The 22,725-nt window shown below is 33.1% G+C and carries 18 protein-coding genes; 14 read left to right on the top strand and 4 right to left on the bottom strand.

Annotated features, from left to right (window positions below):
* The first annotated feature begins 492 nt into the window (after window positions 1-492).
* The 6 genes from ACTXGU_RS18730 to ACTXGU_RS18705 all read left to right on the top strand — a co-directional run bounded on the left by ACTXGU_RS18730 (window position 493) and on the right by ACTXGU_RS18705 (window position 8,350).
* Complete coding sequence (locus tag ACTXGU_RS18730; protein WP_443483050.1) at window positions 493-2,076, top strand: peptide chain release factor 3; 1,584 nt, start codon at window positions 493-495, stop codon at window positions 2,074-2,076.
* Between the two features lie 653 nt (window positions 2,077-2,729).
* A complete protein-coding gene (locus tag ACTXGU_RS18725) occupies window positions 2,730-3,800 on the top strand; it encodes an amino acid ABC transporter substrate-binding protein (protein WP_443483049.1) in 1,071 nt (356 codons plus the stop codon).
* A 242-nt stretch (window positions 3,801-4,042) separates the two neighbouring features.
* Window positions 4,043-5,212, top strand: coding sequence for an amino acid ABC transporter permease (locus ACTXGU_RS18720; protein ID WP_443483048.1), 1,170 nt, complete (start codon window positions 4,043-4,045; stop codon window positions 5,210-5,212).
* A 9-nt stretch (window positions 5,213-5,221) separates the two neighbouring features.
* On the top strand, window positions 5,222-6,418 hold the full coding sequence (locus ACTXGU_RS18715; protein ID WP_443483047.1) for an amino acid ABC transporter permease: 1,197 nt from the start codon (window positions 5,222-5,224) through the stop codon (window positions 6,416-6,418).
* A gap of 16 nt (window positions 6,419-6,434) precedes the next feature.
* Window positions 6,435-7,214 carry an amino acid ABC transporter ATP-binding protein gene (locus tag ACTXGU_RS18710; RefSeq protein ID WP_443483046.1) on the top strand — a complete coding sequence of 260 codons (780 nt, stop codon included), beginning with the start codon at window positions 6,435-6,437 and terminating at the stop codon, window positions 7,212-7,214.
* Between the two features lie 371 nt (window positions 7,215-7,585).
* Complete coding sequence (locus tag ACTXGU_RS18705; RefSeq protein WP_443483045.1) at window positions 7,586-8,350, top strand: TerC family protein; 765 nt, start codon at window positions 7,586-7,588, stop codon at window positions 8,348-8,350.
* 181 nt (window positions 8,351-8,531) lie between these two features.
* Here ACTXGU_RS18705 and ACTXGU_RS18700 read toward each other — a convergent pair whose 3' ends face one another.
* Window positions 8,532-8,723, bottom strand: a complete 192-nt coding sequence (locus ACTXGU_RS18700) for a small, acid-soluble spore protein, alpha/beta type (RefSeq protein WP_443483044.1) — start codon at window positions 8,721-8,723, stop codon at window positions 8,532-8,534.
* A 199-nt stretch (window positions 8,724-8,922) separates the two neighbouring features.
* Here ACTXGU_RS18700 and ACTXGU_RS18695 point away from each other — a divergent pair, with 199 nt between their 5' ends.
* The 3 genes from ACTXGU_RS18695 (at window position 8,923) to ACTXGU_RS18685 (ending at window position 10,932) form a co-directional block, all read left to right on the top strand.
* On the top strand, window positions 8,923-10,278 hold the full coding sequence (locus tag ACTXGU_RS18695) for a TrkH family potassium uptake protein (protein WP_443483043.1): 1,356 nt from the start codon (window positions 8,923-8,925) through the stop codon (window positions 10,276-10,278).
* Between the two features lie 353 nt (window positions 10,279-10,631).
* The gene (locus ACTXGU_RS18690; protein WP_443483042.1) at window positions 10,632-10,790 is read left to right on the top strand and encodes a hypothetical protein; all 159 of its coding nucleotides are present in this window, start codon (window positions 10,632-10,634) and stop codon (window positions 10,788-10,790) included.
* A 1-nt stretch (window position 10,791) separates the two neighbouring features.
* Complete coding sequence (locus tag ACTXGU_RS18685; RefSeq protein WP_443483041.1) at window positions 10,792-10,932, top strand: hypothetical protein; 141 nt, start codon at window positions 10,792-10,794, stop codon at window positions 10,930-10,932.
* Between the two features lie 77 nt (window positions 10,933-11,009).
* On the opposite strand, the gene ACTXGU_RS18680 is transcribed toward ACTXGU_RS18685, so the two are convergent.
* Window positions 11,010-12,029: an acyltransferase family protein gene (locus tag ACTXGU_RS18680; RefSeq protein WP_443483040.1), complete on the bottom strand. Its 1,020-nt coding sequence runs from the start codon at window positions 12,027-12,029 to the stop codon at window positions 11,010-11,012.
* Between the two features lie 319 nt (window positions 12,030-12,348).
* Here ACTXGU_RS18680 and ACTXGU_RS18675 point away from each other — a divergent pair, with 319 nt between their 5' ends.
* Complete coding sequence (locus ACTXGU_RS18675) at window positions 12,349-14,235, top strand: PAS domain-containing protein (protein ID WP_443483039.1); 1,887 nt, start codon at window positions 12,349-12,351, stop codon at window positions 14,233-14,235.
* A 198-nt stretch (window positions 14,236-14,433) separates the two neighbouring features.
* Here the strand turns inward: ACTXGU_RS18675 and ACTXGU_RS18670 are convergent, their stop codons facing one another.
* Window positions 14,434-15,219, bottom strand: a complete 786-nt coding sequence (locus ACTXGU_RS18670) for a carbon-nitrogen family hydrolase (RefSeq protein WP_443483038.1) — start codon at window positions 15,217-15,219, stop codon at window positions 14,434-14,436.
* Window positions 15,220-16,156: 937 nt separating this feature from the next.
* Between ACTXGU_RS18670 and ACTXGU_RS18665 the strand changes: the two genes are divergently transcribed.
* Window positions 16,157-17,353 carry a pyridoxal phosphate-dependent aminotransferase gene (locus tag ACTXGU_RS18665; RefSeq protein WP_443483037.1) on the top strand — a complete coding sequence of 399 codons (1,197 nt, stop codon included), beginning with the start codon at window positions 16,157-16,159 and terminating at the stop codon, window positions 17,351-17,353.
* A gap of 352 nt (window positions 17,354-17,705) precedes the next feature.
* Window positions 17,706-17,942 (top strand): aspartyl-phosphate phosphatase Spo0E family protein, encoded by a 237-nt coding sequence (locus ACTXGU_RS18660; RefSeq protein ID WP_443483036.1) that lies wholly within the window; start codon window positions 17,706-17,708, stop codon window positions 17,940-17,942.
* A gap of 397 nt (window positions 17,943-18,339) precedes the next feature.
* Here the strand turns inward: ACTXGU_RS18660 and ACTXGU_RS18655 are convergent, their stop codons facing one another.
* Window positions 18,340-19,821, bottom strand: a complete 1,482-nt coding sequence (locus ACTXGU_RS18655) for an ATP-binding protein (RefSeq protein ID WP_443483035.1) — start codon at window positions 19,819-19,821, stop codon at window positions 18,340-18,342.
* Between the two features lie 218 nt (window positions 19,822-20,039).
* Between ACTXGU_RS18655 and ACTXGU_RS18650 the strand changes: the two genes are divergently transcribed.
* Both ACTXGU_RS18650 and ACTXGU_RS18645 read left to right on the top strand, forming a co-directional pair.
* Window positions 20,040-20,480 carry a MarR family winged helix-turn-helix transcriptional regulator gene (locus tag ACTXGU_RS18650; protein WP_443483034.1) on the top strand — a complete coding sequence of 147 codons (441 nt, stop codon included), beginning with the start codon at window positions 20,040-20,042 and terminating at the stop codon, window positions 20,478-20,480.
* Between the two features lie 524 nt (window positions 20,481-21,004).
* Window positions 21,005-22,699 (top strand): M3 family oligoendopeptidase, encoded by a 1,695-nt coding sequence (locus ACTXGU_RS18645; RefSeq protein ID WP_443483033.1) that lies wholly within the window; start codon window positions 21,005-21,007, stop codon window positions 22,697-22,699.
* Window positions 22,700-22,725 lie beyond the last annotated feature (26 nt).

Raw genomic sequence — 22,725 nt, 5'->3', positions numbered from 1 at the left:
TAAAAATGGCTGTTTTCGTATAGATAGTTGCTTTTAAACACGCAGCCTGAATACACTTCGCTTTCCATGGGCGAGCATCGAGCCTCCTCGTCGCATACGCTCCTGTGGGGTCTCGTCTTTCTCGCATTCCCACAGGAGTCTACGTGTATTCAGTCTGCTGGGTACTTCTTTTCCCATTTTTTTACGTAAAAAACAACAAACTTCGAGAAAACAGCCTTAAAAATCAATAAGAGTCTATTATTATAGAAGAAACTAGGTTTAGTATTCATAAATAACATGTATTTGAATGGAAAAAAAGATTTTTGAGTAAATGGTTTTATTTAAAGCGTTGCAAACTTTTTCGTATCAAGCTAATATAAGGGAATGGACTAAAAGTGTGTGTTCAAAAAGGTAACAAATTAGAAGCAAGCCAACGAAGAGATTCGCCGCTTATTATTTGGTGACTTTTTGAACATCCTCTTAAAATGAAAGTGCAAAAGAGAGGAAAGTAGTATGGCTAATAATTTTAATGAGAGTGTTTTATCTCGTCGCACCTTTGCGATTATTTCCCATCCGGATGCAGGAAAAACCACGTTAACAGAAAAATTATTATTATTTGGTGGCGCCATTCGTGATGCAGGAACAGTAAAAGGGAAAAAAACAGGTAAATACGCAACAAGTGATTGGATGGAAATAGAAAAACAAAGGGGTATTTCTGTTACATCAAGTGTAATGCAATTTGATTATAAAAATGCAAAAGTAAATATATTGGATACACCTGGACATCAGGATTTTAGTGAAGATACGTATCGGACATTAACCGCTGTCGACAGTGCTGTAATGATTATCGATTCTGCAAAAGGAATTGAAGCACAAACATTAAAGTTATTTAAAGTGTGCCGCATGAGAGGAATTCCTATTTTTACTTTTATTAATAAACTAGATCGTCAGGGGAAACCGCCATTAGAATTGTTGGCAGAATTGGAAGAAGTAATGGGCATAGAGTCTTATCCAATGAACTGGCCAATCGGAATGGGGAAAGAATTTTTAGGTATTTATGATCGTTATTATAATCGAATTGAACAATTCCGTGTAGAAGATGGCGATAAGTATATTTCTTTAAATGAAGATGGAGAAATAGACGGCGAACATCCGATTAAAAAAGATTCTTTATATGATCAAACATTAGAAGAAATTATGCTTTTAAATGAAGCCGGCAATGAGTTCTCTGAAGAGAAAATCAACAGTGGCGACTTAACTCCCGTTTTCTTTGGAAGTGCGTTAGGTAATTTTGGTGTGCAAACATTTTTAGAAACGTATTTAAATTTTGCGCCTACACCACAAGCAAGAAACTCTACTTCTGGAAAAATTGATCCGCTTTCGGAAGAATTTTCTGGTTTTATCTTTAAAATTCAAGCGAATATGAACCCAGCACATCGAGATAGAATCGCCTTTTTGCGAATATGTTCAGGAAAATTCGAACGAGGGATGTCTGTTCAATTATCAAGAACCGGAAAGCAAATTAAATTAGCACAATCTACCCAATTTATGGCAGATGATCGAAGCACCGTAAATGAAGCGGTAAGTGGCGATATAATTGGTCTATATGATCCTGGCTTCTATCAAATTGGCGATACGTTAACCTCAAGCAAGACTCCGTATCAGTACGATAAACTACCGCAGTTTACGCCAGAGCTTTTTGTAAGAGTTACAGCCAAAAACGTTTTAAAACAAAAACATTTCCATAAAGGAATTCAACAGCTTGTACAAGAAGGTGCGATTCAGTTTTATAAAACGGTTAAAACTGAAGACTATCTTTTAGGAGCTGTTGGGCAACTACAGTTTGAAGTGTTTGAGCATCGCATGAAAAATGAATACAATGTAGATGTTTTAATGGAGAATGTAGGTTCAAAAATTGCACGTTGGACTGTGGATGAAGAAGTAAATGATAACCTATCAAGTGGAAGAAGTTTATTAGTAGAAGATCGCTTTGGGAAAAAAGCGTTTTTATTCGAAAATGATTTTGCTTTAAGATGGTTCCAAGATAAAAATCCAGATGTGAAGTTATATAACCCAATGAATTCAGAAAATGAGTAAACTTGTTTCAGCAAGCTGGAACAGTGAATAAGATAAGAAGCTTTTCTGTAAGTCAGTGTCATCGACTTATAGGAAAGCTTCTTTTTTAGGAGAAATTTGCGAAAGGAAAGTAAAGTATAGTGGGAAAATACTAACAATTAGAAAAAACCAACCGTTCTCCAGTTTGTCCACTTTTGAGAATTAGCAGGATAAGCTTCTATTTTTCTGCAAAACTAAATTTTTTTAATTATATTAAAATATTTATAATTGTTCTGTTCTTTTTTTATTTTAACATATTTATCCTAAAATTAAGCGAATATAGGGTGTGGAGAACGAGATAATTTATAGGATTTTATAGGTTTTTGTAGTGTTGTAGTTGATTTATTAAGGTTTCGACTGTCGGAAATTCTTGTTGAATAATAAAAGAAGAAGTTTTATTCGTTTTTATTGATAACCCATAATAAGTATTCGAAAAAAACATTTGTATTTATCTGAAAAATCGGTATAATTAAAAACAAGATGTTACAAAAGATGACAAAGATTGTTAGAACTTGTAACATTCTATTTGGATTAAATGTCATTTCCAATATATGAAAGATTAATAGATTGAAAATAAAGAATTTTCTTGTAATGGAAATGTATATTTATAAAAAACATTTAGGGGGAATTAGTAAATGAAAAAGACTTTATCGTTATTATTCAGCGTAATGCTCGTACTAGTACTTGCACTGACTGGATGCTCAAGTAAAACAGATGGTGATGGTAAAAATGCTGATTCTAAATCATCGTCTAAAAAAAGCATGTTAGATACGGTTAAAGAAAGAGGAACATTAAAAGCGGGCGTAAATGACGCGCTTCCTGGATTTGGATACATAGGATCGGATGGAAAAAACACAGGATTTGATGTAGATTTTGCAAGAGCAGTAGCAGCAGGTGTACTTGGCGATGCAAATAAAGTAGAATTTCGTCCTTTATCTGCAAATGAACGCTTCACAGCTGTTCAATCAAAAGAAGTAGATGTATTAATCCGCAATACAACATGGACTACAAACCGTGATGCAGAAGTTGGCTTAAGCTTTGCGACAGTAACATTTTACGATGGACAAGGCATCATGGTGCCAAAAGACAGCGGCATTAAAACATTAAAAGATTTAGAAGGCAAAACAATTGGTGTAGAGACTGGAACAACAACAGAATTAAACCTTGCTGACCAAATGAAAGCAGCTGGCGTTAATTACAAAGCACAAACATTTGACAATGCGGATGCAGTTATTGCTGCATATGAATCTGGAAGCATTGATGCATGGACAACAGATAAATCTGGTTTAGTATCCCGTCAATCGGTGTTAAAAGATCCTGATTCACATATGATCTTAGATGCAACACTTTCTAAAGAGCCGTTGGCGCCTGCAGTATTAGATAATGATGAAAAATGGAAAGACGCAGTAAGTTGGATTGTATATGCTACGATTCAAGCGGAAGAGTTTGGCATTACTTCTAAAAACGTAGATGACTTTAAATCAAGCGACAACCCTGAAATTAAACGCTTGTTGGGAGAAGAAGGTAATCTTGGAGAGCAGCTTGGCTTGTCAAAAGATTTCGCTTACCAAGTAATTAAACAAGTTGGTAACTATGGGGAAATTTATGACCGCAACCTTGGTCCAGATACTGCATTTAAATTAGAACGTGGACAAAACGCACTATATAAAGATGGCGGATTATTATACTCCATCCCATTCCGTTAAGAAGAAAATGATAGGATAGGCATGTAAGACCTGCTAACAATTGCTTTTTAGCAGGTCTATTCTTTTAAAAATAAGTAAGCTTAAAATTTTGAAGTGTAAAAGGTGTCTAGCGCAAGCAGCCAGCCCCTCTGAAAAATAACCCTTTGCCTCTAAAAGTAAAAAGCACTTTTAGAGTCAAATGAACATTTTTCTTCGGGGCTGAGCAAGGCGCTTACGCATTTCAGAAGAAGGGTGATGATAAAGTGAATAAACAAACAACATCCACTCCTTTATGGAGAAATAAAAAAGCGGTACCAATCTTATTGCAATTAATCTTTGTTGTAATCGTAGGAATCGCATTATATTTAATGATAAATAATGTTTTATATGGCTTAGAGCAAATCGGCTTAACTTTAGGGTTGGATTTTTTACAATTAAAAGCATCTTTTCCGATAGCTGAAAGTTTAATTCATTATACACCGGATGATCCATATATACGGGCTTTGCTAGTTGGACTATTAAATACATTTAAAGTATCTATTTTTGGAATTATTTTCGCAAGCCTTTTAGGAGTATGTATAGGAATCGGTCGTCTTTCCAATAACTGGCTAGTTAGCAAATTGGCAACAGTATATGTGGAGATTTTCAGAAATACGCCGCTGTTAGTGCAAATTTTTATCTGGAATTTTGCTGTATTTTTGCCGATGCCAAAAATACAAGAAGCGCTTGCAATTGGCCCGTTTTATTTTTCGAATCGAGGAGCAGCAGTCCCTTGGTTTACTATATACTCTAATACACTCCTATGGTTTATTATCCTTTTTGTTTTCATTGTTCTTGCTATTGTAATGTATAAAAAACTAGTAAATATAGAAATAAATACAGGGAAAAAAATGCATCCTTTCTTATTTAGTATCGGTGCTTTTATTATCGGTTGTATTGTAGTTTATTTTATCACAGGAAATGGACCTCTTCATTTAACTGTTCCTAAAGTAGAGAATGGTGCATTTGTTGGAGGAACTTCTTTATCCATCGGATTCTTATCTGTGTTAATCGCATTATCTGTTTATACATCAACCTATATTGCAGAGATTGTTCGAGCAGGCATAATGGGGGTTCCAAAAGGACAGGCGGAAGCAGCTAAAGCACTTGGTTTTAAAGGATCTACTTCCTTGCGTTTAATTATTTTTCCACAAGCAATTCGGATTATTATTCCACCATTAACAAGCCAGTATTTAAATGTCATTAAAAACTCCAGCTTGGCAATGGCGGTTGCTTATCAGGATATTGTCGGAATTGGAAACACTGTAATAAATCAGACAGGCCATACAATTGAAACACTCTTTATTATCATTGCAGTGTATTTATTCTTTAGTTTAATGACATCACTGTTTATGAATTTCTTTAATAAAAAATTCCAGTTGGTTGAAAGGTAGTGAGGCAAATTGGATAACATTCAACTTAACAACAGTGAAAGTATGACGACAATATCACCAAACAAAGGGTCGAATATGTCACAGTGGGTAAAAAAGAACTTATTCAAAGATTGGAAAAATATCCTGCTTACTATTATCGCTGCTGCTTTTTCTGTTTATATGATAGCTAGGGTGTCAACGTTTGTTTTTACTAACGATTGGACAGTGGTAGCAAATAATTTTCGCTTATTAATGGTTGGACAATTTCCAGTAGAAGAAATGTGGCGTGTATGGACGTCCATAGTATTTGTTTCTGTCCTGCTAGGAGTTTCATGGGGATTATGGAGAGGGATTATTGGTCATGTTGCCATTACAGTCGGGGCATTATTACTTATTTTTGGGGTTTTGCCATATACAGAAAGCAACTCAAAAGTTTATTTGTTTTCTAGTGTAGCTTTAATTGCCGTATTTTACATTATCGGAAGAAAAGTGTCTATATTAAAAGCTCCGACATTGGTGTTATGGATATTATTTATTCCTATCTCAATCGGCATTTTAAATGGATTCGGCATCGTGGAGCCGGTAAAAACGAATGTATGGGGCGGATTTTTATTAACATTTCTTTTAGCAGCTGTAGCCATCGTCTGCTCGTTTCCACTTGGTCTATTACTTGCTGTTGGCAGAAGAAGCAAGCTGCCGATTATAAAGTATAGCTGTATTGTTTATATTGAGGTTATTCGCGGGATGCCGCTTATTATGGTGTTATCGATTGGACAATTATTATTGCCAATGTTCCTCGGTGGAGTTGAAATGGACAATGTGCTAAGAGCAATGGTTGCGTTCACTTTATTTAGTGCAGCCTACTTAGCTGAGAATATTCGCGGCGGACTGCAATCCATTCCTAGAGGACAATTTGAAGCAGGACATGCATTAGGTCTAAACAACTTTAAATTAATGGTATTTGTAATTTTGCCGCAAGCATTAAAAGCAGTAATTCCAGCAATGGTAGGGCAGTTTATTTCCATATTTAAAGATACGTCTTTAGTTGCGGTAATAGGATTAACGGACTTTTTAGGAATTGCAAAGAAAATAGCTGCAAACCCTGCGTATTTAGGGAAGCATTTAGAACTGTATTTATTTGTAGCATTTTTCTTCTTTATTTTCTGCTTTTTAATGTCTCATGTAAGTAAACACTTAGAATCATCATTAGGTGTAGGAAAACGATAAAGGGAGGAATGAGAAAATGGAAAGTGTATTTTCAGTTGAAAAGTTAGCAAAGCCTCTTGAGGATCGAGAAGATATTATTAAAGTAACAAAATTAAATAAGTGGTATGGAGACCACCATGTATTAAAAGATGTGGATTTAACGGTAAAGCAAGGGGAAGTAATTGTTATTTTAGGTCCATCTGGATCAGGTAAATCGACATTTATCCGCACGATTAACGCTTTAGAAGAGTTTCAAAAAGGGGAAATCGTTGTTGACAATATTGCTTTAACAAATGATTTGAAAAATATTGAAGAGATTAGAAAAGAAACGGGAATGGTTTTTCAGTCCTTTAACTTATTTCCACATATGACCATATTAAAAAATATTATGTTAGCACCAATTTGGGTTAGAAAATGGAAAAAGTCAAAAGCAGAGCAAATAGCTAAAGAATTACTTGAAAGAGTAGGGATTCCTGAACAAGCTAATAAATTTCCAGGTCAATTATCTGGTGGTCAGCAGCAGCGTGTAGCGATAGCGAGAGCTTTGGCAATGCAGCCAAAAATCATGCTTTTTGACGAACCAACATCTGCACTAGATCCAGAAATGGTAAAAGAAGTATTAGATGTTATGAAAACACTTGCTGAATCTGGGATGACGATGCTTTGTGTTACTCATGAAATGGGATTTGCCCGTCAAGTTGCTGATCGCATTATTTTATTTGACAAAGGTGAAATTGTTGAAATGGGCAAACCAGAAGATATTTTTGATAACCCTCAACATGACCGAACAAAAGCATTTTTATCCCAGATTATTTAAAAAACGCGGAAAGCGAAGTGTATTCAGGCTGCGGGGTATATATAAGAGCGATTATCATATAACTATACTTAATGACGAAAAAACTTGAAATTCAGAAAAAAGGGTTGGCATTTCATTAAATAATGTATATAATAAATATATATTAATCGTATACTTACTCAAAGGGGAGTAGCTTTTAGGGAAACCTAAAACAAAGTCGTCATTTCATGGTTCTAATAATCATCGGCTTTGTTGGCATAAACATGCTTAGCAAGACCTTTGCCTGTTGGCAAAGGTCTTTTTTGCGCTTTTTTGTACATAATAATCGAGAGGCGAATAGAAACCGTTGTTAACAGAGTATACATGAAAATAATTAGGAGGAGATAATTAAAATGGATGCAGGCATGTTATTAGAGTATGGATGGGTACTGTTAGTACTGGTAGGTTTAGAAGGAATATTGGCAGCTGATAATGCGGTTGTTATGGCAGTAATGGTAAAACATTTACCGCCAGAGAAGCAAAAAAAGGCATTATTTTATGGATTATTTGGTGCATTTATTTTCCGATTTGCGACTCTTTTTATGATTTCAATATTAGCAGATGTTTGGCAAGTACAAGCGCTTGGAGCCATTTATTTACTTTTTATTGCCATCCATAATCTTTATAGAAGATTTACAAACAAAGAAAAAGAAGGAAAAGAAAAGAAAAGAAAGCAATCTTCTTTTTGGGTGACTGTTTTAAAAGTAGAATTAGCAGATATTGCATTTGCAATTGATTCGATGTTGGCAGCTGTTGCTTTAGCGATAACATTAACGCCAACAGGCTGGTTTACCGTTGGCGGTATCGATGGTGGACAATTTGCAGTTATGTTATTAGGTGGAATTATTGGGTTAATCATTATGCGATTTGCCGCTAATTGGTTCGTAACGCTATTGCATACTAGACCTTCATTAGAAACAGCTGCTTTTATGATAGTTGGCTGGGTAGGAGTAAAGCTTGCTGTGTTTACGCTAGCTCATCCAGAAGTTGCCTTGTTGAATGAGCATTTTCCAGAATCAACAGCATGGAAGTTAACCTTTTGGATTGTATTAGTTGCTATAGCAGTAGGTGGCTACCTTTTCTCTACTAAAACGGTTAAAAATACCGAAAAAGGATAAAGATAAACTAAATAAAAGGCTGTTTTCGTATAGATTGTTGCTTTCAAACTTTGAGAAAACAGCCAAATAAAACAAGAGAATTTGCCAAAGGATAGTTTTTTATCTTTTGGCAAATTTCCTTTTTATTTAAATAAGTGTTGCATAATATACTAGCTATTCATTAGAGCTAAAGATTTCCTTATTATTGTTTACCAGATAATTCTGCTTGTGCTTGTTGCACTAATCTTTTGGTGATTTCTCCACCTACGGAACCGTTTGATCTTGCTACAGTATCTGATCCTAACTGAACACCGAATTCTTGCGCAATTTCATATTTAATGCTATCTAAATATTGTTCAATGCCTGGCACTAATAGTTTATTTGTTGTAGCCATATTTAATCCTCCTATAAATTAATTTTACAGAAATAATTATCTGTATTTATAGTATGGTGATTTTCTATTTGTTCATAAGTGGTAAAGTTTTCGAAGAATGGAAAAGGGGACGAGCTGCACAAACTTTTATGAAAAACACTTTAAAAATAGGAGAGTTGCATTTATGATAGAATAGTGAAAATAGAAAGGATTTGTTTCAATGTGGAAAACGCTTAAAGAGTTGTTAAATAAATTTACTCCTGCACAAATTATAACAGGATATTATTTATTAGCAGTTAGCATTTCAGTTTTATTATTATGTTTGCCTGGTGTTCATAAAGAAGGTGTATCTGTGTCTTTTATGGATACTGTTTTTACTGCGGTTAGTGCAGTTAGTGTAACAGGTTTAACAGTTATTAATATCTCTGAAACATATAGTACACAAGGTATTTTTATTTTAATGTTTATTTTACAATTTGGCGGTATCGGTGTAATGACACTTGGGACTTTTTTCTGGATGCTGCTTAGAAAAAAAATCGGTTTAAAAGAAAGACAATTGATTATGATTGACCATAATCAGTCTAATTTATCCGGTTTAGTTTATTTGATAAGGGAAATTATTAAAGTAATTCTCCTTATAGAGTTATTAGGAGCGTTAATATTAGGTTTACAATTTCATAATTATTTTCCAACGTGGAAAGAAGCCTTTTTACATGGATTATTTGCTTCTGTCAGTGCAACAACAAATGGAGGATTAGATTTAACCGGCTCTTCTTTGTTGCCGTATGAAAATGATTATTTTATTCAATTGGTACATATTATGTTAATTACGTTAGGAGCAATAGGTTTTCCAGTATTAATTGAAGTAAAAAAATATCTTTTTCCTAAAAATAATATACAAACATTTCGGTTTTCTTTATTTTCAAAATTAACCTCTTTAACTTTTGGCATCCTGTTGCTTTTTGGAACACTTGCAGTAATTGTTTTAGAATGGAATCACTATTATATTGGGATGAGCTGGCATCAAATATTTTTTAACGCTTTTTTTCATTCTGCTTCGACGAGAAGTGGTGGTTTATCGACAATGGATTTAAATGAGTATTCTTTGCCAACGTTATTAATTTTTTGTTTTTTAATGTTTGTTGGGGCATCGCCAAGTTCTGTAGGCGGAGGGATAAGAACAACAACATTGGCATTAAATATAATGTTTATTTATTATTTTGCTAATGGTAATAAGAATATTAAAATTTTTAAAAGAGAAATTCATGAAAATGATATTATAAAATCGCTTGTTGTTACTATTCTTGCAAGTGGAATATGTCTTATAGCTGTTGTACTGCTTTCTATTACAGAAAATGCTCCTTTACTGAAAATAATATTTGAAGTATGTTCAGCATTTGGAACAACTGGTTTATCATTAGGACTTACTCCTGAATTATCGACAATGGGGAAATGCGTCATTATGGTATTAATGTTTATCGGCAGAATCGGCTTAACCTCCTTTATGTATATTATTGGCGGCAAAGAGAAAAAAGATAATTACCATTATCCAAAAGAAAGAATAATTATTGGTTAAAAAGTACAAAACTGTTTATTGTTTTGTGCTTTTTTATAGGCTCTGATAAACTTGCCTGTTGATTGTAGCTCCAGGCGTTCGCTTTCCGCGGGCGGTCCGGGAGCCTCCTCGGCGCTTTGCGCCTGTGGGGTCTCCCTCTAACTCGCTTTTCCCGCAGGAGTCTCACGCCTTCCACTCCAATCAACATAGTGCCAAAATCAACAAAGAGCTTTAACATAGCCTAAGTAAAAGTTTCTGAAGTCCGACGGATATCGAGCTACAGCGCTTGCGCTTTTCTTGTAAAAATTAGGATGGATTAGCTTTTAGGAAACAGTAAAAAATAATATCGAACAAAAAAGAAGGAGTGAGTGATAATGGTGAAACGAAAAGCTGCATTTGATGCTGCTGAAAAATATAGTAAAACACCTAAAAAAAATGTGGAGGAAAGCGAATTTTCAACAGAGTTTAGTCAAGGTGAAAATCCAATAAAAGGTGCCAATCGAAATGCTAAACATGGAAGAGAGGGGAAATGATATGAGGGAAAAGAAACAGAAACAGAAAGACGAAGCTTCAACTGTTGAATTTGGAATGGAGTTTGGCGATGTGAATGCAAGTAAGTTTTATGAAACAGCAGAAGCAAATAAACATGTAGCAAAAAAACAAACAAAGCGATAATAAACGATAAATTCATAGTAGACTGAAGATAACAAACCTAATTCTTCAGTCTATTATCTTTATTAAATGGAAGGGGGCTAAACACGGATATCGGTATACATTCTTAATACATATTGTTTTAACCTTGTTGTTTTTAATTCAATAATAGGCTGTGCCACTGAAATGATCATTTTACTAGACAATAATAATGTTAATACAAACGATATGCCCACTAGTAGTAAAAAGGATTGGAGCGGATTCATTAGATCGATCATATCACTTATTCTGAAAATACGAACGATAAATCCGTGCAATAAATAAACATACAATGTGTTCTTCCCTAATTTAGTAAAGAAATAATGTTTATTTGGAACAATGGCAAGAAAGCAATAAATCATCATACAACTTAAAATATAAAAGAAAAGACGGATAAAAATAGCTTGCAGAGAATCTTCCCCTAAATTTGAATAAGATTTAGAACCTAGCAGCCATTGATCATTAATAGATGGAAAATAATAAAATCCAATAAAAACAAAAAGAAAAGTTGTAATCGCAGTTAGTTTTGACCCTTTTCTTCTAATCCACTCAAAATGCTCTTTCTTCAAATAAAATCCAATTAAAAATAATGGGAAAAAAACAAAGGTGCGCGTTAAACTTAAATAGCTTGTAGTCCAATCAACAAAACCGATAGCTACACCTAATACAACAGATATAAATAGACCATAAATAAATTTTATCTTTGCAAATAAAAGCAGCATGATATTCCAAAAAAATAAGCTGATTAAAAACCATAACGACCAGTGAGGGTTGAATGGTTGTATAGTAAAAGTAGATTTACTGTATAGAAAGTAATAAAAGATACTGTAAGTTAATTGGAAAATAATATAAGGGATAATTAATTTTTTTACATATTTTTGAATATATCCTTGCTTATACATTCCTTTAGCGAAAAATCCGGAAATTAAAATAAATGCTGGCATATGAAAAGTATAAATCACTTTATATAATGCATAGATGCTATTGCTTTCTTCATTAAAAGTTTGGATAAAATGACCAAATACAACAAAAAAAATCAACAAAAATTTGGCATTATCAAAGAAATAGTCTCTTTTTTTCATAAACGACTCCTTCCTTTTGACATTAACAAAAGTAAATTAGTTTATAGTAAATAGTTATAGCACAAAAACATCAAAGCTAATTTTGATTAATGAATCTGTTAAGTATTTTTCTTCCTATGTTCATAACTGATATATAAATGTAAGGGAATTAGCGTATTTGTTATATAAAAACTGAAATTTCCCCTACTATAAAATACCCTTGCCATTTCTTATATGAGAGAGCAATGTAAAAATATCTTCGTTTTCTTATAAAAACAAAAGGTATTTTTAAAAAATTGTAGAATTATGTAATCACAATGGTACTCAAGGAGGCTTAGCAGTGACAGGTGTATCTTATTTGAAGGAACTACAACAGTTGCAAAAGAAACTAAGTGATCTTGAACAAGAAAATTTGTATTTAAGAAAAGCTTTGAATGAAGAAGAAAAAATCGAAAAAGTAATGAATGCTGCTTTCCACGCAAATGCTTTCGGACTACTAATACTTGATATAAAAGGAGTTATATTAGAAGCGAATCAGTCTATTTGTGAGATGCTGAATACAAATCAAAATAAAATAATTGGCAGAAATATTACACATTTTGTGCCTCAAGAGCATCGGGATAAAATAAGACAAGAAATCAGCGAATTTAAACATATGAAAACAAGCTTTACAACCCATATAATACCGATATATATAAAAGATCGAGAGTTTTATATAGAAATTATTATTTCTAAATTACCTAATAATCTTGGATTTTTGACAGTGATAAGAAATATTACGAAAATATGGATAAAAAACAAGATGCATCAAAAAAAAGAGGCGATATATGATGAATTTTTTTCTGAGACTTTAGATGGAATAATCTTATGGAAAGAAACAGGGGAAATCGTATCAGCAAATGATTCTGCACTTCGTATATTTGAGAGTTCTTACGAGGAATTAACCCATAAAAAATTCAGCGATTTTATTTATAAAAAAGATGAAAAATATGTTTCTATGATAAAGAATCTTTACAGAGACAAAGCTAATCGAGAAGAACTGATGTTTTTAATGCCAAATGGCCAAAAAAAATTATTAGAATTTACGACAAAGCTTCATTCTGTTGAAGGCCTGCATATGAGTATAATTCGTAATATTTCAGAAAGATATAAAATGGAAGTGGCATTATTAGAAAGCAAGAGTATGTTTGAAAATATCTTTGAGGAAGCGTTTGACGGCATTATTATTTGGAATGAAAAATATGAAATCATTGATATGAACAGGGCGGCTGAAAGAATACTTCATCAAAAAAAAGAAGAACTCATCGGTTTGAATTTATTAAAAGTATTGCCAAATGGGAAAACAATCAGTGAGGATATAAAACCAATGCTATTATCTTTAAATTTTAAAGATATGGAGCAAAATAGGGGGATTTATACAGCTTCTTTTAAAGAAAACGAATGGAGTCAAATTGAATTTCGAAATAAATATAACGTATATTCTGGCTTGAGCATTACAACATTAAGAGATATTACCGAAAATGTTGTAATGGAAGAACAGTTAAGAAAATCATCTACATTAAATGTAATTGGGGAACTTGCAGCAGGTATCGCACATGAAATAAGAAATCCAATGACTGCTTTAAAAGGTTTTATTCAATTGTTAGAAATTAATTTAAAAACAGACAATAATCAAATGTACTTTTCAGTAATCAAGTCAGAATTAGACCGCATCGAACTCATCATAAATGAATTTCTGCAATTAGCAAAACCTCAAGTCTTAAAGTTTGTCAACAGTGATTTAACCAAAATAATGAATGAAACATTGGACTTATTACAAGCACAAGCAGTGTTATACAATGTTCAGTTTAAAAAATTATATAATGAGTCGGTACACGAAGTATATTGTGAACCAAATCAAATGAAAAAAGTTTTTATTAATATCATTAAAAATGGAATTGAAGTATTAGATAATGGTGGAGAAATTCAAGTGAAAATGGAAAGAACACCTTTCTTTATTCATATTATGATACAAGATAATGGGAAAGGAATGAGTAAGGAAAAACTGGCCAGATTAGGGGAGCCGTTTTATACAACAAAGGAAACAGGAACAGGTTTAGGACTAATGGTGACCTATCAAATTATGGAAGAACATAAAGGGAAAATGGAAATAGAATCTGAAGAAGGAGTCGGTACTACATTTCATCTTTATATTCCGATAAATAAGGAAGAAGGGAATAATTATTAAGAAAAAAAGTTTAAATAAACGATTTATACTAGTTAAACAGCCCGGTTTGAAAAATAGAAAAAATTTCTTTCACTTGTATGAAATTTTTAAATGGCAGTACTATTGGTGATAAATAGACCTTATTGTATCGGCAAAAGGTCTATTTTTATTATGGAAAAAAAAAACCTCCCTTTCAATAAAAGGAGGTGTTTGTAATTATTAACTATAAAATGAAGGTTTTCTATCTGCAAAAATAGGAATCATTTTTCGGACTTCTTTTACTTTATCTAAATCAATCGTCCCATGAATAATGTCGCTTTTTTCTCCTGCTTCGATGATGACTTCTCCCCATGGGTCTATAATCATACTATGTCCTGCAAAGGTATTATTTGGGTCAGATCCGCTGCGATTACACGCAACAACGTAGCACTGATTTTCAATTGCTCGTGCAATCAATAATGATCGCCAATGTGCTAATCGAGGCAAAGGCCATTCTGCTACAATAAATAGTGCTTTGGCTCCTTTTGTTGTATGGGTGCGAATCCATTCCGGAAAACGGATATCATAACAAATCATGCCTGCAAATAGATGATTGTCTAACTCAAATAATCCATTAGAAGTACCGCTTTGCATATATACATGTTCGTCCATCAGCTGAAATAAGTGCAATTTATCATATGTATGAACAACTTCTCCGTGATTATTAATGATGATCATTGTATTATATATTCCATTCTCTTTTTCGTTAGCAACAGAACCACCAACAAGGTGTACATCATGATCTACGGCAATTTTTTGTAAAAAAGCAATCGTTTTTTGTGCATGAGCATCAGATAGTTCGTTAAGTCGTGTTAAATCATAACCTGTTGTCCACAATTCTGGAAGAACAATAATATCAGTTTTTTGTTTGCCTGCTTCTTTAATTTTTTCTTCTACAACTGTAAAGTTTGTTTGTGGATCTCCAAACGAAATATCCATTTGGATAATACTGATCTTTAAAGTCAATTTTTTCACCCTCTATTCATATTTAGTTCAATAAACTATAATAATAGTCGACTCTCTATTAAAAGTGTGTGTTCAAAAAACATCCTCTAAAAAGTGGAATGCATCTTAGTATAAAATATTCAAGGCAGAATTAATAAATTCCTCGTCTTTTATTTACACGTACATGCATTCGTTATATCATAAAATGCAAGATAATTAAATGTTTTTTGAAAAAGAACTATTATAAAAAAGGATATGCAGTTTATTGTTTATTTAATGAATAGACTGTGTTAAAGCTAATTGTTGATTTTGATACTTTGTTGATTGAAGCGGAAGGCGTGAGACTCCTGCGGGAAAAGCGAGTCAAAGGGAGAGCCCACAGGCGCCGTGCTGAGGCCACTGAATAAGTGTTTTATTAAAAAATAAGAAAGCATAAAATTTTTGAACTTAGACGAGTGTCTAGCTCCGGCGCCTAGCCCCTGTGAAAAATAACCCCATGCCTCTAAAAGTAAAAAGCACTTTTTGAGTCATGTGAACATTTTTCTTCGGGGCTGAGCAAGGCGCCTCCGCTTTTCTTATATAAATCATAGGTAAAACCCTTATAGTTAGTAGGATAAAAATGGTATAGATAGTTTGAAAACGACCATCGTGTTGGTTAGGAGAGGCGTCCGCACGACTCCTGCGGGATTAGCGAGACAGGCGAGACCCCACAGGAGCAAAGCGACGAGGAGGCTCGGCGCTCGCCCCGCGGAAAGCGTGAGGTAAGCCTCGGAAAACCGAACGAAAACCTCTGAGTGCTTGGATTTTCACTATCTATATTTCATAGTATCCACTTTTTCAGTGACCTCCGCACAGCGACGAGGAGGCTCCCGGACTGCCCGCGGCGGAAAGCGAATGCCTCTCGCTGCAATTAACAGGCTAGTTAAACAGAGCCTAATGAATAAAAGAAGGTGGAAAGATGAAAGTTTATGATCAATCAAATTTATTAAATAATTTACCTGAACAATTTTTTGCTTCACTTGTATCGAAAGTATCTAAATATGTGGAGCAAGGCTTTGATGTGATTAATTTAGGTCAAGGAAATCCAGATCAACCTACTCCAGATCATATTGTGCAGAGACTGCAGCAAGCAGCGGCAAAGCCCGAAAATCATAAATATTCTCCATTTCGAGGATATACCTATTTAAAAGAAGCAGTTGCAAGCTTTTATAGAAAAGAATATGGCGTAGAATTGGATCCAGCATCAGAAGTTGCGATTTTATTTGGCGGGAAAGCAGGGTTAGTGGAAATTCCACAATGCTTATTAAATCCAGGAGACACAGTATTAGTACCTGATCCAGGGTATCCAGATTATTTATCAGGTGTTGCTCTTGCAAATGCACAAATGCATATGATGCCATTGAAAGAAGAAAATGCTTTTTTACCAAAATATGAGGAGATTCAAAAGGATATATTACATAAAGCAAAGTTAATGTTTTTAAATTATCCTAATAATCCAACTGGTGCTATTGCTACAGAGGAATTTTTTGAAAAAACAGTTCAGTTAAGCAACGAGTATGATATTTGTATTGTTCATGACTTTGCTTATGGTGCTATTGGCTTCGATGGAAAAAAACCGATTAGTTTTTTACAGACTGAGGGTGCGAAAGATATTGGAATTGAAATATACACGTTGTCCAAAACGTTTAATATGGCAGGATGGCGTGTTGGATTTGCGGTTGGAAATGCAAGTGTGATATCGGCCCTTAATTTATATCAAGACCATCTTTATGTTAGTTTATTTGGTGCTGTTCAAGAAGCAGCTGCTACAGCATTAACCAGTTCCCTAGCATGTGTAGAACAATTAAATAGCCTTTATGAAAGCAGAAGAAATGTATTTGTGAATGGATTAAAAGAGATAGGCTGGGATGTAGCTGCTCCTGCAGGTTCTTTTTTTGCATGGTTAAAAGTCCCAGCAGGTTTTACTTCCGAACAATTTACCGACTACTTATTGGACAAGGCTCATATAGCTGTAGCTCCAGGAATCGGATTTGGAGAATTTGGAGAAGGATATGTACGTGCAGGGTTATTAACTTCAGAAGAGCGATTATTAGAAGCTGTTAATCGGCTAAAGATGCTGCCTATTTTTAATAAAGTTATACCTACAAGTAAGTAGTGGTTAACAAAATAATTACATCTATCAGGAAGCTGTTTTTACTTGTAACAGCTTCTTTTAGTATAGAAATTTCAGTTAGCATAACTTTAATAGAGTAAGTGGAACAATCGTGTTTTTAGTAGTTGAAAACCATTTTTAATGTTGTTCATAAAATTTTGACTAGTTTTGTCATAGAGCTTGTCGAAAAAATAGGATTATTATGAGTTTTATAGGTGTAAATACCTATTTTCAAAAAAAAAATGTCTAATATTGCGATTCTATTTACTTTTATATCATTTCTTGTGATAATTCATCAAGTAAACTAAATTTAGGTAAATAATTTAGTATTTTAAAATGATTAGGAGGAAAAGGAGTGCAAGGTAAGAAAAAGGATATTTTGAAAGCTATTCAAAAAAAAAGGGAGGTAATGATTATATCGGCAAAAGAGACCGGTTTCACTAGTAGTGAAACGATAAAACATAGTCAGGAGCTTGATGAGTTAATCAATCAATATCAGCTTGCAACTCGGCAAAGCAAGCAAAAACAAATGATCGTTACAAATTCTCATAAACAGTCGATGATCATCTGGCCTAATAATCTTGTGTATTAATATAGCAAATGTATGTTTTTATATTTGATAGGATTTAATCATATTAAGGTAGGTATGTTGTTTAAATCCTTTATATTTTTTATTGGTTTTCAATAATAATAATAATAAACTACTGAAGCCCCACTGTTTTTGAATGAAGAGGAAACTGATTACTAACAAATTATGCATTTATACAATAGATTATTCGCTTTTTAGAAAAAGAAGTGTAACATAAGCAAGTAATCCCTTCTTTCATTTTATACTTCAAGATAAATTCCACATAAATGAAAATTTCAACTTTGAAGATAGTTGTCCTGTATATGGAAAGAATAGGAAAATCAACATTAGAAAAAGAATAGAGTTGGGAAAAATCAACTCTCGTTCATAACAAAGCCCTATTCTTTTTAGAAAAAGTACGCTATTCAGCTAATGGTAAAATAATATCAACTTTGGTTCCTTCGTTTTTTTTACTAGTAATAAATATTTCTCCATTAAATGATTGGATAATTCTTTTGCAAACGATAAGACCTAATCCTGTTCCAGTATCTTTGGAAGTATAAAATGGTTGAAAAACTTTTTTCAGCTGTGCATTAGAAATTCCAACACCGTTATCTAAGATTGTGATTATTACTTTATCATAAGAAATGATTACATTTAATCTTAAAATTCCTCCATCTACCATTGCCTCAAAAGCATTTTTGGTTATATTTAAAATAACTTGTTTCATTTGATCGGCTGCACATATGATAGGGATGTTTCTTTCTGGAATTTGAAAACTATATTGTACGTTATGGAAATTGGATTCTGAAATAATTAAAGGCTTTAGTTCTGCTAATATGGTTTGTAAATCAATTAATTGTTTTTTAAAAGCGGTCGGTTTCCCAAGAATAAGAAACTGACTGACTATCTCATTAATTCTTGTAATTTCAGTTTGTATAATGGAAAAATAAAACTGTTCTTCTTTTGTGGTATGTTTTTCACTTAACAATTGTATTAGCCCTTTAATTCCCGTTAATGGGTTTCGAATCTCATGTGCAGAACTTGCTGCTAAGTTTCCAACTAATTCTAGTTTTTGAAGTTCATTTTGCTTTTTTTCTAATTCTGTTTTTTGGCGAAGCAAATAAAATTGGAGCAATAAATAAACTAAATGGCTGCAAACGAAACAAAACAAAATAAATGCAATGCTTTTTTTTATAATAGTCGCTTTATTAATTTCTTTGACTTCCACTTGTATTTTCCAAGGAAGGGCATCAATAGGCAAAGTAACTGTTTTTTTGTTAGAAGCAATATACGAATTTAAACTTATAATAATATCTTGATTTGCATTTAAAATAGCAATATTTTCATCTGGAGTTAAAATCTCCATAATATTTAATAAATAGTCTATACGTAAATAAACAACTAGTATATATTTTAACTCTTTCTGTTTATTTAAGATTGGTTTTGCCAATCCAACTACTTTTTGACCATTGCTTAACATTTGTTGTTTATTGGAGATAACGCTGTCTTTTGTTTGGATGACTTCATTAATATAATCTGTTTTAGCAAAAGAATGAACATGATTAACAGTCCCAGTTATTTTATTGCCAGCTTGGTCTAATAAAATGAGGCCACCATAAGTTGGTTCCTGTTTAAGAACATTTTGAAGCAAGGATTCCGTATTTTCTATGGAATTTTCATATGTTTCGATCGAAATGCTTAAAATATTTAATGATGTAACAGTTTTACTAATGAAAGCATCCCAATGTTTTTGATGAGTAGTTCCTATCCAGCTTGCATGGTTTTTTCGTTGCTCCCATTCTTCTTGTATAATTTTATCTATGTAAAAGAAAGCCGCAATAAATACAGGTACAACTGCTATTAAAATGTACTGTAAAATTTGTTTTTTCTTCATTTTCATTAATAATTATTCTCCAAATAATTCTATTTTTTTTATTATAGCATGTATAGATGAAAGCGCAATTATTGGCTTAGAAAGCAAGGGAAATGAAGTTGCTTTTGAGAGATGAATTGGTTTTAATAATAGAAGAATGAAGAATGCTTGAATTGACAACAAAAGAAGAAAAAAGTATAATAATCTGAATTCGAGATATTTTATACAAAAGGAATGAATAATAGATGAGTAAAGAAGATATCAACCAATCGTTAAAACTATTTATTGTTTTATCTAGAGCTTACCGAGCGATTAATGAAAATGTAAATAAATTAATCCAGACATATGGGTTAAATCCAACAGAATTTGCCGTAATGGAATTGCTGTATCATAAAGGAGATCAACCATTACAGCAAATTGGCGGGAAAATTTTATTGGCAAGCGGCAGCATTACTTATGTTGTAGATAAACTTGAAGAAAAAGGCTATTTAAAAAGAGTCGCTTGCCCATCAGATCGTAGGGTAACATTTGCGCAAATTACGGAAACGGGGAAAGAAATGATAGAATCTGTTTTTCCGAATCATGAGGAAAAAATACATGATCTAATGTCAGAGCTTTCCAATGAAGAAAAAACAACAGTAATTGAGCTTGTAAAAAAATTAGGATTATCTGTGGCAAATAAATAAACAAAAAAATAAGAAGTGGAAATGGCGGAAAACCATTTCCACTTCTTATTTTTTTGCATTATTACTTTATCATTAGTTTGACACGAATCCATTGGAAAAAATGATATATATAATATTAATTTTGCAGGAGATTAGTGTTAGAGTGTGTAATTAATAAAGGGAATGAAAATGTTGATGCATTAGTGGAAATAAAGCTTTTAGCCGGTTATAAATTATGGCTGTTTTCTAAAAAGTTTATTGTTTTTGAATAAAATAATAAACATGGTTGAAGCACTAAGCAGCCTGAATACACGTAGACTCCTGCGGAAAATACGAGAAAGGCGAGACCCCACAGGAGCATAGCGACGAGGAGGCTCGGCACTCGTCCGCGGAAAGCGAAGTGTATTCAGGCTGCGGGTTAAATAACAACCAATTATACGAAAAGAGCCTAAATTATTAACGTAGTTAATCTTATTGAAAAGATTAAAACCAGCTTAATTTTTTTTTAGTAACTGTAAAAAAGCAGATCTGGAGGTTGAACTAGAATGAAATTCTCAGAATTTACATACGAAAGGCCAAATATAGAGGAAATTTCAACAAAGTTTGAAAAACTATTAGTCATGTTTCAACAAGCATCGAACAAACAGGAACAGATAGACATAATAGAACAGATTAACAAGATTCGCAATGATGTCTCGACAATGTGCAATATTTGTTACATCCGACACTCTGTTGATACAAATGATGAGTTTTATCAGCAGGAACAAGATTATTTAGATGAATTTTCTCCACAAATAGAAGGTTTAATTACTAAATATTATAAGGAACTGGTTCAATCGCCATTTAGAGAAGGATTAGAACAAAAGTGGGGAAAACAGCTATTCGCTTTAGCAGAAGCACAATTAAAAGTTTTTTCTGAGGAAGTAGTACCACTGCTGCAGCAGGAAAACAAACTTTCAACTGAATATACGAAGCTTCTTGCTTCCGCAAAAATTATGTTTGATGGGGAAGAAAGAACATTAGCTCAAATAGAGCCATATACCCAATCAAAAGATCGTGATGTTAGAAAAGAAGCGAATAAGGCAAGATTTGCTTTTTTTACTGAAAATGAAGAAACATTAGATCGAATTTACGATGATATGGTGAAAGTAAGGACAGAAATTGCACAAAGATTAGGATACAAAAATTTTGTTGAGTTAGCTTACTACCGTATGTACCGTACAGATTATAATCCAGAAATGGTCGCAAAGTTTAGGGATCAAGTGCATCAATTTATTGTGCCACTTGCTACGACATTAAAAAAGAGACAACAAAAAAGAATTGGTGTAGAAGCATTAAAATACTATGATGAATCATTAAACTTTTTATCAGGAAACGCTGCTCCAAAAGGTGATCCTGCTTGGATTATTAATAATGGTCAAAAAATGTACGATGAACTATCAAAAGAAACTGGAATATTCTTTTCTTATTTAAAGGAAAATGAATTAATGGATTTAGTTGCAAAAAAAGGAAAAGCTGGTGGAGGCTATTGTACATTTATTGAAAATTATAAAGCACCCTTTATCTTTTCTAATTTTAATGGTACATCTGGTGATATCGATGTGTTAACCCATGAAGCAGGTCATGCTTTTCAAGTGTATAGCAGCGGTAAGTTTGATATCCCGGAGTATTATTGGCCTACCTATGAGGCAGCAGAAATTCATTCGATGAGCATGGAATTTTTCACTTGGCCATGGATGGAATTATTTTTTAAGGAAGATACTGATAAGTATAAGTTTGCTCATTTGAGTTCCGCTCTGCTATTTTTACCATATGGAGTATCAGTAGATGAATTTCAGCATTGGGTTTATGAAAATTCGACTGCATCACCGACAGAAAGAAAACAAGCATGGAGAAATATCGAAAAAAAATATATGCCTCATAAAGATTATGATGATAACGAATTTTTAGAGAGTGGAGGGTATTGGCAAAGACAGCTTCATATTTACACGTCTCCCTTCTATTATATTGATTATACACTTGCACAAATATGTGCCTTCCAATTTTGGAAACGTTCAAGAGAAAATAAAGAGGAAGCATGGGATGATTATGTGAAACTTTGTCAGTTAGGTGGTAGTCTTCCATTTACTGAGTTGGTGAAAGAGGCAAATTTATTATCACCTTTTGAAGAGGGGTGTGTAGAATCAGTTATTGAGGAAATAGATAAGTGGCTGAATTCTGTTGATGATACAAAGCTGTAAAAAGTCTTCATTAATAATGCTTTGTA

It is taken from the genome of Niallia sp. 01092 (assembly GCF_052318935.1).
Classification (GTDB): Bacteria; Bacillota; Bacilli; order Bacillales; family Cytobacillaceae; genus Niallia.
Note: the sequence above shows the minus strand (reverse complement) of the source record. Positions and strands in the feature narration are given on the sequence as shown.